Genomic DNA, 16,644 nt, shown 5'->3' with positions numbered 1-16,644 from the left:
GATTAATTTACTTATCTAAATAATAATTACAAATTTCTAACCTAATTTTAGGTTAGCTTAAAATTTATTAAAAATCACAATTATTAGGAAGAAGTGAAATTTATTTATCGTAATATTGCAATGAGTCAATGATTAAAAACTAAAAACTAGATTCAATGAATAATTTTGAACGTTATCTAACACTTTGGGTAAGCATTTGTATTGTAGTAGGAGTTCTTTTGGGAATTTTTTTTGGAAGTGATATTTCTGTAATTAGTAACTTAACGATTGCTACTATTAATATTCCTGTTGCTATTTTGGTTTGGCTGATGATTTATCCAATGATGGTACAAATAGATTTTACTTCTATCAAAAATGTCAAAAAAAATCTAAATGGCTTATGGCTCACTCTCATAATTAATTGGTTAGTAAAACCTTTTACAATGGCATTTTTTGCTTGGATATTTTTTGATAATGTCTATCAAGCCTATATTACACCTCAAGAAGCAAGTGAGTATTTTGCAGGTGCAGTTCTTTTGGGTGCTGCTCCTTGTACAGCAATGGTTTTTGTTTGGTCATATCTTACTCGTGGTGATGCAAATTATACACTTGTACAGGTTTCGGTTAATGACTTGATTTTATTGGTACTTTTTATTCCGATTGTGCGTTTTTTATTAGGAATTAATAATATTGAAATTCCTTATGATGTTTTGATTACTTCTGTTATTGTTTTTGTAGTTGTGCCTTTGAGTGCTGGTTATTTGTCAAATAAATATCTAATTAAAAGCAAAGGAGTAGAATGGTTTAAAGATGTTTTTTTGGCTAAGCTAAAGCCTGTATCAGTTGTAGCTTTATTAACAACTCTAATTTTATTATTTGCTTTTCAAGGAGAAAAAATCATTGAAAATCCATTTGCTATTTTTCTGATTGCTATTCCTCTAACTATACAAACCTATTTCATATTTTTTGTGTCTTGGAATATAGGGAAATGGATAAAATTACCATACACAATTTGTGCGCCTGCTGCTATGATTGGAGCAAGTAATTTCTTTGAACTCTCAGTAGCAATAGCAATTTCTATTTTTGGGTTGGATTCTGGAGCATCTTTGGCAACTGTCGTAGGAGTATTGATAGAAGTTCCGATTATGCTATCTTTGGTAAGAATGGCTAATAAATGGAGTTATTGATAAAAAACTGATAAACTATAAAATCAGATTTGGATATGAAATTTATTTATCGTAATATTGCAATATAAAGATTAACCAAAAATCAATTTTACTCAAAATGGGACTTACCAAATCTGATATTTTTACTGAAAAACAAAACGAACTTGCAAACCTTGCAAAAGTATTGGGACATCCTGCACGAATAGCAATTTTGCAACACTTGATAAAAGTAAATGCATGTATTGGGGGAGATTTGGTAAATGAAATTGGATTGGCACAACCTACTATTTCACAACACCTCAAAGAACTCAAACGAGTAGGAATCATACAAGGAACTATTGAAGGAACAAGTATTTGTTATTGTATAAATCCTCAAAACTGGAAAACTATACAGGCTCTTTTTGATACTTTCTTTACTGACTTTACTTCAAAAATTGATTCTGATTCGTGCTGTTAGTCTATAAAATTAATCTTCTCACTTATTTTTTATATTAATTAATCGTTAAATTGCAATAAACAAATGAAAAATCAAAATTTAATTCAAACAGAAAATAAAAGCGAACAAGAAATCAAAAATATGGTTCGTGAGCGTTACGAAAAAGTCGCTTTACAAGATAAAGCTCTTAATGCTTCTTCGTGTTGTGGAACTACAGATTCTTCGACAGAGGTTTACAATATTATGTCAGAAAAATATGATACTCTAAATGGTTATAATTCTGATGCAGATTTGGGCTTAGGTTGTGGACTTCCTACACAGTTTGCTCAAATCAAAAAAGGAGATATTGTACTTGATTTGGGTTCAGGAGCAGGAAATGACTGTTTTGTAGCACGAGCAGAAACAGGCAAAACAGGAAAAGTAATTGGAGTAGATTTTTCTCCTACAATGCTCAAAAAAGCTCGTCAGAATGCTGAAAATTTAGGTTTTAATAACGTGGAGTTTAGAGAAGGAGATATAGAAAATATGCCTGTTTCGGATAATTCTGTTGGTGTAATTGTGAGTAATTGTGTTCTGAATCTTGTACCCAATAAAAAAGCTGTTTTTACAGAAATGTATCGTGTTTTGAAAGATAACGGACATTTTAGTATTTCTGATATTGTACTTTTGGGAGAACTTCCAGAGGCATTACAAAAAGATGCTGAAATGTATGCAGGTTGCGTTTCGGGAGCAATTCAGAAAGAGGATTATCTAGCTTTTATCAAAGAAGTAGGTTTTGAGAATATTACTTTACAAAAAGAAAAAGCTATTTTTATTCCTGATGATATTCTTCAAAAATACCTTTCTGAAAGCGAAATAAAAGAGTTTAGAAATGGAAGTACAGGAATTTTTAGTATTACTGTTTTTGCTCAAAAAAATCCTTCTCTTCAATCTAATATTTCTGAAAAAGCTGTTACACAAGAAGAAAAAGCAATTTGTTGTCCTGATAGTGGCTGTTGTTAATTTTATTCTTTTATTTTTATCCTAGTAGTGACAATCATGAATTGTCACTACACATATAACGTTTTTGAACAAGAAAATTTGTTTAATTATTTATTTTATCATTTTTCATTCAATATCATATAATGAAAACTTCAAATTTATTTGTGCTACTATTTTTATTCTTTTCTCTATTTTTTAGTTTTTCATCCTTCAAATCTTCTTCTGAAATGCAAAAAAATAAGCTATATCCTAAACTTCAAAGTTACTCTGAAAACTTAGCTTCTAATTTTGCAACTATTGATGAAGAACGTAAATTGAAATTACAAGAAATTGGAGACTACATAATTAAGCAAAAAGAATCGTCAAAAAAAGTAGATGTTACCATAATCTGTACACATAATTCACGTAGAAGTCATTTTGGACAAGTTTGGTTACAAATTGCTGCTTATTATTATGGAATAGAAGGAATCAATACTTTTTCAGGAGGAACAGAATCAACAGCTTTCAATCCTAGAGCTGTTGCAGCGTTAGAAAGGGTAGGTGTAAAATTAGAAAAAACAACTGCTTTTGAAGGAGATGAAAATCCTGTTTATTCTATGTCAGTAGGTAAAAAGTATTCAAAAACAGTTATGTTTTCGAAGAAATATTCACATAAACAGAATCCTCAAAAAGATTTTGCTGCTATTATGGTGTGTAGCGATGCTGACAAAAAATGTCCTTTAGTTATGGGCGCAGATGCTCGTTTTGCTATTCCATTTGAAGACCCAAAAGTTTCGGATAATACGCCTAGCGAAGAACAAACCTACGATGAAAGATGCAAACAAATAGGAACGGAGTTTTTCTTTGTGATGAATTATGTCAAGACAAAATTGAATAGAGAGTAATTTTTTAAATGAATTAGAAAGCATTTTATTTCTTCAATTAGTTAGAGATAAAATGCTTTTTTGATTAAAAAAAACGTAACTTTCGAAACTGTCCCTTCCAATAAAAACAAAACTATATTATTTCTTTCTTGTAAATTCTGATTTACGATGACTTTTCTTTGGACAGATATTATTCTTTTTCCTGCTATTTTTCAAGGATTTTTGATTGCTTTGGTTCTTATTACTATTAAAAAAGCAAATCAACAAAATAGCCAAAAAATTAACAGAACAGCCAATTATTTTTTAGCTGCTTTAATACTTTGTTGTACGGTTACACTTTTGGGCAAAATTCTTTATTCAAGAGTTTCATTTCAAGGAATGCCTCAAATAGGAATGTTATTTGATTCGCTTATTTTCCTGTTTTGTCCCTTTATTTATCTTTTTCTACGCAAACTATTTTTCTATGAAAAGCCTACAACTTGGTTTCTTCATTTTATTCCAGTCTGTATTTATTTACTTATCGTTTTTTATTTTCTGACTATCGGAACTGCTCGTTTTTATTCTTTAAGACAAACAGGAGGAATTTGGATTTTTTATTATTTTATAGAAGGTGCAGGACTTATCACAAACCTAGTTTATCTTTACAAAAGTTATAGAGTTATTCGTATTTATTCACGTCAAAGTACTACTATTCTTTCATTCAATCAAAATGTATTTTTATTCCTACGTATTGTTATTCTTGTTGCTTTTCTTTGCATGATTTGTTGGCTTGTTAGTTTTTTATCTCTTGGTATTTTACACAAACAATTAGCTTACATCAATTATGATACGATGTGGTTTTTTGTTCCATTTCTGACCTATATTGTGGGTTATTATATGCTTGCAAAACCTACTATTTTCAGAATTGACTTAAAAGAAAATCAAAATTATAGCTATTCAAAACAGGAAAATTCGTTTGAAGAAATAATTGACTCAATGGAATTACTATCAGAAAATAACGAAAAAAATAATCAAAATAAAACTAGAAAAAGATTAACTCATCAAGAAATTGAAAATCTAAAGCAGAAATTAGAAATAGAATTTAATCTAAAAACAGATTTTCTTAGAAGAGAATTTAACACTCTACGTTTTGGCTAAAAAACTAGATTCTTCTACCCATGATTTGTCATGGCTTTTGAACACTGTTTATCAAAAAACGTTTTATGATTTTGTAAACGAATTTCGTTTGAAAGAATTTTTATCAAAAATTGAGAGTCAAGAATATAAGCAAAAAACAATTTTAGCCTTAGCACTAGAAGCAGGTTTTAACTCAAAATCTACCTTTAATAAAGTTTTTAAATCTACTATGCAGACTACACCAAGTTTGTATATAAAAAATTATTCTTCCTTGAAGCTACAAACTCAATCTTAAATCAACTATAAAATTTACTTTTAGAGTAAAAATAAGTGCGATGCTATCCAAATAGTCGCTAAAGACACTTTGAACGCCTACTTTTGGTCATCTTTTCATTTAAACCCAATTAAAGATGATGACTTCAAAAAGTATATTTAATAATCAAAAAATTAAAAAAAACAGTTTAAAAATTTGGTTGAGCTTACTTATTTGCGCCCTTATTTTTATCAGTTTTACAGCTTGTAAAAAAGATTCTGACCCAGAGCCAGAGGTAATCGAAGAGCCTGACACACCTGATGTTCCTGACACACCAACAGAACCGACACCATTAGATAGTTCTACTTTCATAGCAGCTATTTCAAAGTTAGAAGACGTTTCAGATAATGGAAATGCCAGTGATATTTCTATTGCTTTTTCGATTCCAAATGCTTTAGATTCTATTGATTTATTTAGAGTGATTATTGTCAAATCTGAAAATACAAATCAAGTAACTCTTAATAGTATCAAAAATTTGAATGCAGGTTCGTATTTTGAAATTGACAATACAGGAAAAGAATATAGCTTGACTTTGCCTGCTACTCTCAAGACTTTTGGAGGACAAGTTATTGAAGAAGGGCAGAATTACAAGGCAGTTGTTCTATCAAAAGGTGCTTTCAATAATGAAGAAGTAGAATTATTATCTGATTTCTCAGAAGAATTTATACTTTCTAGTCCCCCACAAATACAAGTGACTACTTTAGTAAATAGAATCAATGCAAATGATGGTGTTTCTGTCGATGCAGAGGGAAATATTTATACTTCAAATTATGGGCAAAATGCAGGAAGAGAAGTACTAAAAATAACACCAAGTGGAGATGTAAGTACTTTTGTAGATGGTCTTCAAGGACCTTTAGGAAATGCAATGGATTCGCAGGGAAATTTTTATGTAGCTCATAAAAATACATTTGCAGAAGGAACAATCACTAAAATAGCTCCTAATGGTACTCGCACAGATGTAGCTGTGCTATCTGGTTATATTGCAGGCATAAAACTAGATGCAGATGACAATCTCTATGTTACTAATTATTTACAGGGCAGAATCGACAAAATTACACCTGAAGGAGCAGTTTCTGTATTTGTTTCAGACCCACTACTTGCTGGAGGAGTAGGAATTGATTTTGATGAAGATGGAAATATTTGGGTAGGAAATTATATCAATGGCGATATTTTGAAAGTTACGCCTGCTGGAGAAGTGACCAAAATTGCAACCATTCCAACAACAGTAAACAATAATGTAATTGGATATATTACCTATTTGAATGGTTTTGTATATGCAACAGCTTTGGGTGAAAATAGAATCTATAAAGTTAGCCCCAACGGAATGCTTGAACAGTTTGCAGGGAATGGAACCCAACAAACAAAAGATGGTGACTTGTTAGAAGCTGCTTTTGCTGCTGCCAATGGAATTGCATCAGATAAAGTAAACAATATTCTTTACATCACGCAAGCTACTACTAATAAGTTTGCTCTACGAAAAATTCAACTGTAAAAAATCTCGTTTTATTTTGAAAACATTAAAGCATTTTGTTTTTTAGAAAGCAAAATGCTTTTTTTATAGAATTATTTTTTTTCTACCAAAATCAATTTCAATCTATGCAACTTACCACAAAAAGAACAATTTTAACTCTCATCAAAAAAGAAGATTTTAAAGAAGTCATAAACTCTTTTAGAGAAGAAAACGCTGTAAAATATATAAAACACCTTCAAAATTTATCAAATAGTGAATACACAGATTTTTTAGAAAACAAAAGAATACTTTCTGACAATCAACATCTTTACTATTGGGTAGTCAGAGAAAAAGAAACTCAAAAGTATATCGGAACAATGGGAGTAATGCCTTATTTGGGTTCTGATGCTACTTTTCATATTGGTTTCCGTATTTCAAAAGAGTATCAAGGAAAAGGATTTGCTACCGAACTAGGTAAAAAAGTCATTGATTTTGTCAAAAATGAACTGAAACATCAACAAATTTTTGGATTAATAATGGAAGGAAATATCGCTTCACAAACGCTACTCAAAAAACTCGGTTTTCAGTTTGAAGGAAGCCATTTCAATACTGATTATCAAATTCAGTTAGAAACATATAGATTAAACTTTTGAGAGAGCAAAACATCTATTTCTTGATTTCAAATTCTTTTACAAGTGAAGTAAATGGAATAGCTTTTACTTTTTCACCTTCTAAAAGAAAAATTACTTGTTTTGTATTGCCTATAATAACTCCTTTTTTAATTTCATTATCAATAAATCGTAACGAAATAGGAGTTTGTTGTTTCGTTTTCTGTGAAGCTAATCTGCCATAAAAAACAGCTACAGAATGTAGAAAGAGAAAAAATATTGTTATAAATAATACATATCTATTGGAGTTGTACCATGCTTTTTTGTCCCAACCAAGAGTAATTATACTATAAAATTTTGGATGTTTTTTCATCAACCACACATCAAATCTAAAAAATAGATATATCAATACACAAGATCCAATAGTAAAAAATAAAATCATTATATCAGAAAAAGGAGCTACCAAAAACTCAAATATATCAGCATAATCAAATATATTGATTCCAAACTCAGAATATTTTTGATAATTAAAAAGCATTCCAATAGCTACAGCAAGAATATAGAAGATGGAAATAATACTTTGTGCTTCTTTTAATAAAGACTCATATTTGTCTTTAATCAAACCTTCATCTTGAGTTTGTAATTTTGAATTAGGTTTGGGATTTGATTCTGAGGGCATATAATTATTTTGATATTTTTAAATAGACTTTTATACAATGTAGAGTGTACAATGAGTATATTAAATCAACTAATTATTACACATTCCAAATAAATTATTCTAAAACGTACTATTTCTCCAACCCCTTATTTTACTCTAAAACCCATTTTTTGCATATCTTCCCAAAAGTTAGGATATGATTTTTGTACCACCTCTGGACTATCAATCGTAACTGGAAAAAGAAGAGCCAAAGGAGCAAAAGCCATTGCCATACGGTGGTCATGATAAGTTTGTAAAGGTTCGGTAGGTGCATGAAGTTCACAAACAGGAATATGAAGTGCATTATCATTGATGATTTCTACTTCTGCCCCAAATTTAGCCAATTCGATTTTTAGAGCTGTTAGTCGGTCTGTTTCTTTTATTTTCAAACTATGTAATCCTGTCATGTGTGCTTCTACGCCTAATGCTGCACACAAAACAGCCATTGTTTGTGCCAAATCTGGACAAGGTGTAAAATCATATTTAAAAGGAGAACGCCTAGAAGATGTTTTTTGCAAGCGAACCCCATCTTTTTCGTAATGTGTTCTAATTCCTAAGCCTTTCATCATCTTCACAATTCTATTATCTCCTTGCCACGATTTTTCTCTAAGTCCTTTTAAGAATAATTCTGATTTACTACAAATCGCAGCCATACTATACCAATAACTTGCAGCCGACCAATCTGATTCTATCTTATATTTATTTGCACTATATTGTTGATGAGGAATAATAATTCTGTTTTCTGTCCACGAATGCAAAATACCAAAATGTTGCATAAGTTCTAAAGTCATTTTGATATAAGGCTCAGACGAAACAGGAGGAATAATCTGTAATAAAATTCCTTTTGGTAAAAGAGGAGCAATCATCAAAACAGCCGAAATATACTGACTGCTTATATTTCCTTGAATAGAAATAGCTTGTTTTTGAGATTCAGGACTAAAACCGTGTATAAAAAGGGGAGGAAAGCCATCTTCTTTTTCGTAGGTGATTTGTGCGCCTAATTCACGAAGAGCCAAAACAAGTTCTTTTATTGGTCTTTGGTGCATTCTGTCTGTTCCCTTCAAAAGGGTAGGATGATTTTTGATAGTAGAAAAGGCTGTCAAAAATCGCATAGTTGTTCCTGCATCTTGCACATCTAAAGTCAAATCTAACGAAATATTATCAGCACTTCTTCCTTTTGAGTTACTTCGAATATACTCTTCTTGTTCTTCAATCTCTCTAAATTGAGCTAATAATCGCTGAAGAATTTTTGTATCTCTAGCTGCTGAAAGGTTCATTAAATTGCATTTTTTTTCACATAAGGCTTCTATTATCAAAGCTCGGTTGCTTTCACTTTTAGAAGAAGGTAAAAATATTTCTCCTTCAAGATTAATTTTGGGAGCAGAAATATGTAAAGAAGGCGAAACAAGAAAAGGAGAGGGAGAAACAGACATATAATTAATGATTGTTTTTATATAAGCAAGTCAATTTTTTTAGATTTATGAGATTTGATAATTAGCTTCTATTACTTATGAGTTATATTTTTTGAGAAGATATTCAAGAATTTACTTCAAAACTTAATTCTCTTTTATACGAATACTAATTATAAAATCGTTTTTAATGGTTTGGTTAGGATTGTTTTATATTGTTATACAAATAAAGTTCCTAAATTTCAGAGAAACAACAACTCTTATTTTTTTAGTGTATTTTGATAGAAAACTTCTAGCTTATTTTTGCTGGATTTATTAAAAATTGACTTCTATTTTAAATTGTTTGAAAACAACTTGGCTCGTTTTGTGTTTTATAAGAATATGATTTTACAGAAATTAAATGACTATTTTTTATCATTGTTTCAAAAATCATCACTTTTTTAAACTATTTTTTTTACCCTCATTTTTATTATCATGAAAAATATCAGAACAAAATATCAGACAAAATTTCAATCTCTTTTAATTTATACACTCATTTTAGCGATTGCTTCATTTACACTTCCTTCTTGTGCTTCTTGGAGTAATGCTGGTAAAGGTGCAGCCATTGGTGGTGCAGCAGGTGGTACAATCGGTGGTGTAGCTTCTAAGAAAAACCCAGCAGCAGGTGTAATCATTGGTGCTGTTGTGGGTGGTGCAGCAGGAGCAGCTATTGGTGCATACATGGACAAACAAGCAAAAGAAATTGATAAAGAAGTAGAAGGTGCAAAAGTAGAACGTGTGGAAGAAGGCATAGATGTTACTTTTGATTCAGGAATTTTATTTGGTTTTGATAAATCTGATTTGAATAGCAACGCAAAACAAAATATAGCCAAATTAGCTAGAATTCTGAATGAATATCCAGATACTCGTCTTACTATTCAAGGACATACAGACAGCAAAGGAGACGACAACTACAACAGACAACTTTCTGCAAAAAGAGCTGATGCAGTCAGAGATTATTTGATTGCTAATGGTGTAAAAGGAGGTAGATTAAATACAACTGCCTACGGAGAAACTGCACCTATTGCAAGCAATGATACAGAAGCAGGAAGAGCACAAAATCGTCGTGTTGAAGTGGTTATTGTAGCAAATGATGAATTGAAACGCAAAGCTGAAAAAGGAGAAATCAAAAACTAATTTCCTTTCTCTGTCTTAAAAATATAAAGCCATTCTATCAAAAATTATATTAGATAATAAATGAGTAGAATGGCTTTTTTTGTGCTTTATAGATTATTCAAGTATTATTTTATCTTAATATTTTAATTAATTATCAAAATTTTTAACAAAATTAATTCTATTTAAACTTTGATAGTTACAATAATTAGAGATTGTAAGCTACATTTGGGTTCAAATCAATTTATAATTTAACCCAACTTATTTTTATGACACGTATTAATTTAAACTTTGCCTTTTTTGTTTTTGTCTTTCTGTCAGTATTTACTTACTCATCTTCTTTTGCACAGTTGAAAGAAGGGACTTTTGTAATCAATGAGCGTTTTGATTTTTATACTGATGCTTATGAAAGTAGTCAAGATGATTATTCCTCAGAACGTAAAGTTACAAGGTATAATTTGACGACTTCATTTGGCTACTTATTTAAAGAAAATCAAGAAATAGGAATGTCAGTTTCCTTTGGCAGAGACAAACAAACTCAAACAAATGTCTTTCAAGGAGGTAGTACAAACAGTGATTACACATACAAAAATTATGGTTTTGGTATTTACTACAAAAAATATGTAAATATAGTAGAAAAGTTGTCATTTTTTGTATCTCCTCAATTATCTTATTCAAATGGCAAAGTTGATAGAGAAGTAAATCCATCTACTAAAAACCAAATAGGCGCAAATATTTATACAGGGCTTTTATATCATCCAACCAAACGATTTGGATTAAGCATGAATCTGCTTGGTGCTGGAATAAATTATTCATCTCGCAAAGAAGAAGATGTGAGTAATGTAAAACAAACTTCATTTTTTACGTCTGATTTTGGAGGTCTTAATTTAGCTCTTCAATTTATGTTATAAGACAGGATTTAAAATTAAATAGTATTTAATTATATTAATTATTTTAGATGAAAAATTAATTTTATTTAATATATTATGCTTGCAATTATCATACATATAAAGATTACATTTGCAGGCTAAATAATTTACCATCTAACTTAACTTATATTTATGACACATATTAATTTAAACTGTGCCTTTTTTGCTTTTCTATTTTTGTCGATATTTACTTACTCATCTTCTTTTGCACAACTAGAGCAAGGAACTTTTGTAATCAATGAACGCTTAGACTTTTCTACTACTACTACTGAAAATAATGGTAGTGGTTATGAGAACAAAGAAACAAGACTTTACACAACCACTTCGTTTGGTTATCTCTTAAAAGAAAATCAAGAAATAGGCATATCATTGCTTTATGGAAGAGATAAAATTTCTTCTCAAGATAATTTTGGAAATAATGATGTTACTAGACAAAATTATGGTTTTGGTATTTATTACAAACGATATGTACCTATAGTAGATAAGCTTTCATTTTTTGTGACTCCTCAGTTAGATTATTTGACTACTAGTGAAGAAAATGTTAATTCTAACCGAAATCAAATAGGAGCAAATATCTATACTGGATTATTATATCATCCAACAAAAAGATTTGGTTTGAGTATGAACTTGGTTGGAGCAGGAATTAATTATTCTTATCACAACCAAACAATGTTGAAACAGAATACTTTTTCATTTTCTAATGTTGGAGGTCTTAATTTAGCTCTTCAATTTATGTTCTAAAATTAGAGACATAAAATAGCATTTCAGAAAGCCTTTTCATTTATTTGAGAAGGCTTTTTTGATAAAAAAACATTTCAAAACTATATTTTTACATTTTCTCAAAAAAAATAGGAACTTAATTAAACGAATTTCTATTTTTGTACTATGGAAAAACAAATACCCAACCTCATAGAAGAACTTCGCTGGCGTGGAATGTTACAAGACAGTACGCCAGACACAGAAAAACATTTGCTAGAAAACAAAATTTCTGGCTACATCGGTTTTGACCCTACTGCTGATTCGTTGCATATCGGAAACCTTGCAACAATTATGCTTTTGGTCCATTTGCAGCGTGCAGGACACACACCTTATGCACTTGTCGGTGGTGCAACTGGAATGGTAGGTGACCCATCTGGAAAGTCTTCTGAAAGAAACCTTTTAGATGAAAAAACGCTTCGCCATAATGAAAAATGTATTGGCGAACAATTACAAAAATTCTTAGATTTTGAAGGAGAAAATGCAGCCGTTTTAGTTAATAATTACGATTGGTTTAAAGATTTTAGTTTTTTGGATGTTTTGAGAGATGTCGGAAAGCATTTGTCAGTCAATTATATGATGGCAAAAGATTCTGTCAAAACAAGATTAGAAACAGGAATTTCTTTTACAGAGTTTTCTTACCAATTACTCCAAGCCTACGATTTTTATCATTTATACAAAAATCATGGTGTCAAACTTCAAATGGGAGGTTCTGACCAATGGGGAAATATTACCTCTGGAACTGAACTTATTCGAAGAATTAGTAATGCAGAAAGCGAAACCAATGACGATACTCATGATCAAACAAGGGAACATGCCTTTGCTGTTACCTGTCCGTTAGTTACAAAAGCAGACGGTTCGAAGTTTGGAAAGTCTGAAAGTGGAAATGTTTGGCTAGATCCGAATCTCACTTCACCTTACAAATTTTACCAGTTTTGGCTCAATGCAGATGATGCTGTTGCACCACGCTTAATTCGTGTTTTCACGCTTTTAGATAAAGAAACGATTGAGAGCTTAGAAATCGAACACGAAAAAAATAAAGGTTTACGTACTCTTCAAAAAGCATTAGCTGAAGATGTTACAAAACGAGTGCATGGAGAAGAAGCCTATAATAATGCTGTCGAAGCCTCTGGAATTTTGTTTTCAAAAGATGTATTAAAGCAGTTGCAACAAACAGATGAAAAAACTCTTTTAGAAATCTTTGAAGATGTTCCACAAATTCATATTTCTTTAGACGAATATCATCAAGCAGGAAATGTAACTGAACTATTGACTACTTTAGCTAAAGATGAAATTTTTAGCTCAAAAAGTGAAGCCAAGAAAATGATAAAAGCAGGAGGAGTAAGTATTAATAAAGCAAAAATTGCTGACCCAGTTATGGAAGTTGATTTTGCGCTTTTACAAGATAAATATTTGTTGGTGCAACGAGGAAAGAAAAATTATTATTTGATTTGCGTGAATAAGTAATTTCTAAATCATTCATTCAACCCTAAGGGTCTTCATAGTCCCTTAGGGTTTTGTTATATAAAACTAAATTTGCTTTTCATTCTTCATTTGTATTTATCCTGCCTTTCATCATAAAACTGACAGTTCGGCGAAGCCAAATCATACGAATTACTCGTTAATCAGTTACAGTATTTTATCAAACCAACCTAAGCAAAGGATTTTCTTTCAACTGCCAAAAGAAATTATGGCTTTGATAATTTTCTGGAAAAGCAACTAATTCTACGACTGTTTCTTTATTTCGCTCTGAAATAGAAGTCAAGAATTTTTTAATTAATGTAGTTTGTAATTCTGTTTTGACTACAACTCCGTCTTTGTCTTTTATTTCAATACTTGATTTGTCTTCTGATTGATAGATAACAATTACTTTTTCTACTTGCTTATAACTAATGAAAGCCTTTTGTTTTTTTTCTGAAAAATAAATGACAAATTCACTTTCTCCCACTCCTAACATTGCTTTATCTTTATTAGAAGAATAAACTAATTTGATATAATAACGAGCCAAAAGTGCCAAAATAGGTGAACTTATCAAACCAAACATACCCACTGAAGATCCAAAATAAAACATAAAAACGATATACAAAACCATTCCTAAAAGAGGAATAAGTCCTGTACCTTCTCTTTCGTTATAGACTTGAAGATTATTTTTTATTGACTCATGTTCACTTTTCCAGTATCCATTTTTTGTTTTTTTACTAAATTTTTTGAATGAATTTGCACCTTCTAATGGAATAAAAATAGTTTCTTGTTTTGCTTTTGCAAGAATAAGACTCTGTCCGAAAACTGGTTTTTTGATTGTTTTGCTTTGGTTGCAATGTTTTTTACCCAAATACAGCCACGTATCTTTCAAAAAAGCAGATTTACAATTTGCACAGAAAACAACTTCATCGCCTTCTTCTATCAAATCTCCAGTAATTGGGTCTTGACGGTTTTCTTTCAAAAATTCTGAATGTTTGTCAATATTTATTTTATGAATGTGCATACATTTAATTTTATCAAATGGACTGTTTTTAGAGTAAACTTAATTTTGAATTATATAGTTTTGATTCTGTACAGCAATATAGTTGTCAAACTGTTGGTTAGTATTTACCTTTGTGAAAATATAAATTAATTAATTTCATTTATGACTCCAGACCAATTACGTGCCTTGCAAAATCGAACAGAAGATTTGCGAGGCTATCTTTGACTACGAAACCAAAAAATCCGAAATCGAAGAAGAACAAGCCCAAACCTTAAAACCCGATTTTTGGAATAACCCAGACGAAGCCGAAAAGCTCCTAAGAAATATTAAAGCAAAAAAAATATGGACAGATAGATTCGAAAAACTCTTTACTCAATTAGGAGATTTAGAAGTTTTGTATGAATTCTATCAAGCCGAAGAAGCTACTGAAAAAGAAATTAATAAAGAAGCTGCAAAAGTGACTAAAACTTTAGAAAACTTAGAATTTCAAAAAATGCTAAGTGGAGAAGAAGACAAACTAGATGCAATCTTAGAAATAAATTCAGGAGCAGGAGGAACAGAAAGCCAAGATTGGTCTGAAATGCTACTTCGAATGTACAGAATGTGGGCAGAAAAAAATGACTACAAATACCAACTCCTTGACCTCGTTAATGGTGATGTAGCTGGTATAAAGTCGGTTTCTATTCGTATAAGTGGTGATTTTGCGTATGGATATTTGAAATCTGAAAACGGCGTTCATCGCTTGGTGCGTATTTCTCCCTTCAATTCAGCTGGCAAACGTCAAACTTCTTTTGCTTCTATTTATGTCTATCCAGTAGTTGATGATTCTATCGAAATTGAAATTAATCCTGCTGATATTGAGCGTCAAACGTTCCGTTCGGGTGGTGCTGGTGGACAAAATGTAAATAAGGTAGAAACGGCTGTTCGCTTGAAACATATTCCGACAGGAATTGTAGCCGAATGTCAGCAAGAGCGTTCTCAACTTCAAAATGGAGAATTGGCTATGGAAATGCTAAAAGCAAAACTCTACCAAATCGAAATAGAAAAACGAAATGCTGCACGAGATGAAATAGAAAGTTCGAAGAAAAGTATTGATTTTGGTTCGCAGATTCGAAACTATGTTTTGCATCCTTACAAACTCATCAAAGATGTGCGTACAGGTTATGAAAGAACCGATATTCAAGCTGTTTTAGATGGCGATTTGACAGAATATATGAAAGCATTTTTGATGGAAAATTAGATTCTATCATTTTTGAATAAAAATAAAAAGACGTATTGCAGTTTTTGTAATACGTTTTTTTGTGAGCTAATTTTGAATTAAATAAATAAAAAAATAATTTTATTAAACTAAATTTTAATTTTATTAAACTTTTGCTAAATTTATTTCGTTAAAAATACTAAACTAATAATGTAATGCAAGAAAATTTACCTTCACTTCCTGTAAGTTGTCCTAGTTGTCAGTCTGTCTTGGTAGTCAGTCAACTTAGTTGTCCGAATTGTGAAACAGTTATTTCGGGAAAATATGGGTTGCCGATTCTGCTTCAACTCTCAAAAGAAGAACAAGAGTTTGTCATCGAATTTTTTATGAGTAGTGGAAGTCTTAAAAAAATGGCTGCACAATTAGGTATCAGTTATCCAACAATCAGAAATAAACTTGATGATACGATTGAGAAAATTGAAAAATTGACTAAAAAACAGACTTAAAACTCTGTTCAATTGAATTTTTACTAGAAAAATAATCTTAAAACAATGCTACAAAAACTAACTACACTTTTATTTAATCCTTTTAAAAAATATTCTGAAACAATTTTGCTTGCTTTTGGAATTGCGTTTACCATTTTGGGAACACTTTTAGGATTTTATTTCAATGCTCGTTTTGATGGTGTTTTGGATATGCACTTTGTCAAAAAGGCTTTTTTAGAAACAGTTGCTTTAGATAATCTGATAAATATTGCTTGTCTTTTTGTTTTTCTTTTTGGCGTAGCAAAGTTTACCAATACAAAAACTCGCTTTATTGATATTCTAAATACGATTTTGATAAGTCGGATTGCTGTTTATTTGCTTGTTTTTATTCCGACTCCTAGTGAAGAACTTATTCAAAATCTAATGCGAGGAAATATAAATCAAGTAAGTAGTTTGGACATTTTTTTATTAGCGACAGGAAGTATTTTAGCTCTTATTGGTATTGTATGGCATATTACTTTACTTTATAATGGTTTCAAAACGGCTTCAAATGCTAAGAAAATTCTACCTGTTGTTTTATTTGCTGTATCCATTTTTTTTGCCGAAATTTTATCTAAAACCTTAATTTCTTATTTCAATTAA

The 16,644-nt window shown here is 30.7% G+C and carries 18 protein-coding genes; 15 read left to right on the top strand and 3 right to left on the bottom strand.

The window, feature by feature from the left end:
- The first annotated feature begins 155 nt into the window (after positions 1-155).
- The 8 genes from arsB (at position 156) to ACE193_RS20135 (ending at position 6,957) form a co-directional block, all read left to right on the top strand.
- Positions 156-1,166 (top strand): ACR3 family arsenite efflux transporter, encoded by a 1,011-nt coding sequence (gene arsB / locus ACE193_RS20170; RefSeq protein ID WP_375560010.1) that lies wholly within the window; start codon positions 156-158, stop codon positions 1,164-1,166.
- Positions 1,167-1,263: 97 nt separating this feature from the next.
- The gene (locus ACE193_RS20165) at positions 1,264-1,602 is read left to right on the top strand and encodes an ArsR/SmtB family transcription factor (RefSeq protein ID WP_375560009.1); all 339 of its coding nucleotides are present in this window, start codon (positions 1,264-1,266) and stop codon (positions 1,600-1,602) included.
- A gap of 63 nt (positions 1,603-1,665) precedes the next feature.
- Positions 1,666-2,583: an arsenite methyltransferase gene (locus tag ACE193_RS20160; protein ID WP_375560008.1), complete on the top strand. Its 918-nt coding sequence runs from the start codon at positions 1,666-1,668 to the stop codon at positions 2,581-2,583.
- 122 nt (positions 2,584-2,705) lie between these two features.
- The gene (locus tag ACE193_RS20155) at positions 2,706-3,446 is read left to right on the top strand and encodes a protein-tyrosine-phosphatase (RefSeq protein WP_375560007.1); all 741 of its coding nucleotides are present in this window, start codon (positions 2,706-2,708) and stop codon (positions 3,444-3,446) included.
- A 147-nt stretch (positions 3,447-3,593) separates the two neighbouring features.
- Positions 3,594-4,562, top strand: coding sequence for a hypothetical protein (locus tag ACE193_RS20150; protein WP_375560006.1), 969 nt, complete (start codon positions 3,594-3,596; stop codon positions 4,560-4,562).
- Positions 4,555-4,836, top strand: coding sequence for a helix-turn-helix domain-containing protein (locus ACE193_RS20145; protein WP_375560005.1), 282 nt, complete (start codon positions 4,555-4,557; stop codon positions 4,834-4,836). The genes ACE193_RS20150 and ACE193_RS20145 overlap by 8 nt, the downstream gene beginning before the upstream one ends.
- Before the next feature lie 115 nt (positions 4,837-4,951).
- Positions 4,952-6,346, top strand: a complete 1,395-nt coding sequence (locus ACE193_RS20140) for a hypothetical protein (RefSeq protein ID WP_375560004.1) — start codon at positions 4,952-4,954, stop codon at positions 6,344-6,346.
- Between the two features lie 104 nt (positions 6,347-6,450).
- Positions 6,451-6,957 (top strand): GNAT family N-acetyltransferase, encoded by a 507-nt coding sequence (locus ACE193_RS20135; protein WP_375560003.1) that lies wholly within the window; start codon positions 6,451-6,453, stop codon positions 6,955-6,957.
- A 13-nt stretch (positions 6,958-6,970) separates the two neighbouring features.
- Here the strand turns inward: ACE193_RS20135 and ACE193_RS20130 are convergent, their stop codons facing one another.
- The gene (locus ACE193_RS20130; protein ID WP_375560002.1) at positions 6,971-7,591 is read right to left on the bottom strand and encodes a hypothetical protein; all 621 of its coding nucleotides are present in this window, start codon (positions 7,589-7,591) and stop codon (positions 6,971-6,973) included.
- Positions 7,592-7,716: 125 nt separating this feature from the next.
- Positions 7,717-9,042, bottom strand: a complete 1,326-nt coding sequence (gene aroA / locus ACE193_RS20125; protein WP_375560001.1) for a 3-phosphoshikimate 1-carboxyvinyltransferase — start codon at positions 9,040-9,042, stop codon at positions 7,717-7,719.
- Between the two features lie 450 nt (positions 9,043-9,492).
- Here aroA and ACE193_RS20120 point away from each other — a divergent pair, with 450 nt between their 5' ends.
- The 4 genes from ACE193_RS20120 (at position 9,493) to tyrS (ending at position 13,322) form a co-directional block, all read left to right on the top strand.
- Positions 9,493-10,194: an OmpA family protein gene (locus ACE193_RS20120; protein ID WP_375560000.1), complete on the top strand. Its 702-nt coding sequence runs from the start codon at positions 9,493-9,495 to the stop codon at positions 10,192-10,194.
- Positions 10,195-10,439: 245 nt separating this feature from the next.
- Positions 10,440-11,081 carry a hypothetical protein gene (locus ACE193_RS20115; protein ID WP_375559999.1) on the top strand — a complete coding sequence of 214 codons (642 nt, stop codon included), beginning with the start codon at positions 10,440-10,442 and terminating at the stop codon, positions 11,079-11,081.
- A gap of 150 nt (positions 11,082-11,231) precedes the next feature.
- The gene (locus ACE193_RS20110; protein ID WP_375559998.1) at positions 11,232-11,840 is read left to right on the top strand and encodes a hypothetical protein; all 609 of its coding nucleotides are present in this window, start codon (positions 11,232-11,234) and stop codon (positions 11,838-11,840) included.
- Positions 11,841-11,984: 144 nt separating this feature from the next.
- Positions 11,985-13,322, top strand: a complete 1,338-nt coding sequence (gene tyrS / locus ACE193_RS20105; protein ID WP_375559997.1) for a tyrosine--tRNA ligase — start codon at positions 11,985-11,987, stop codon at positions 13,320-13,322.
- A gap of 175 nt (positions 13,323-13,497) precedes the next feature.
- On the opposite strand, the gene ACE193_RS20100 is transcribed toward tyrS, so the two are convergent.
- Positions 13,498-14,340: a hypothetical protein gene (locus ACE193_RS20100; protein ID WP_375559996.1), complete on the bottom strand. Its 843-nt coding sequence runs from the start codon at positions 14,338-14,340 to the stop codon at positions 13,498-13,500.
- Positions 14,341-14,481: 141 nt separating this feature from the next.
- Between ACE193_RS20100 and prfB the strand changes: the two genes are divergently transcribed.
- From prfB to ACE193_RS20085, 3 genes are all read left to right on the top strand, one after another.
- Positions 14,482-15,559 (top strand): peptide chain release factor 2 gene (gene prfB, locus ACE193_RS20095; protein ID WP_375559995.1). Its coding sequence is split into 2 segments (ribosomal slippage): positions 14,482-14,535 and positions 14,537-15,559, totalling 1,077 coding nucleotides; the frame shifts between segments, so codons are not numbered across the junction.
- 173 nt (positions 15,560-15,732) lie between these two features.
- Positions 15,733-16,023 (top strand): DUF2089 family protein, encoded by a 291-nt coding sequence (locus ACE193_RS20090; RefSeq protein ID WP_375559994.1) that lies wholly within the window; start codon positions 15,733-15,735, stop codon positions 16,021-16,023.
- 45 nt (positions 16,024-16,068) lie between these two features.
- Entirely contained in the window at positions 16,069-16,644 is a 576-nt protein-coding gene (locus ACE193_RS20085; RefSeq protein WP_375559993.1) for a hypothetical protein, read from the top strand.

The sequence above is a fragment of the Bernardetia aquimarina genome, assembly GCF_042180575.1.
GTDB lineage: Bacteria > Bacteroidota > Bacteroidia > Cytophagales > Bernardetiaceae > Bernardetia.
Note: the sequence above shows the minus strand (reverse complement) of the source record. Positions and strands in the feature narration are given on the sequence as shown.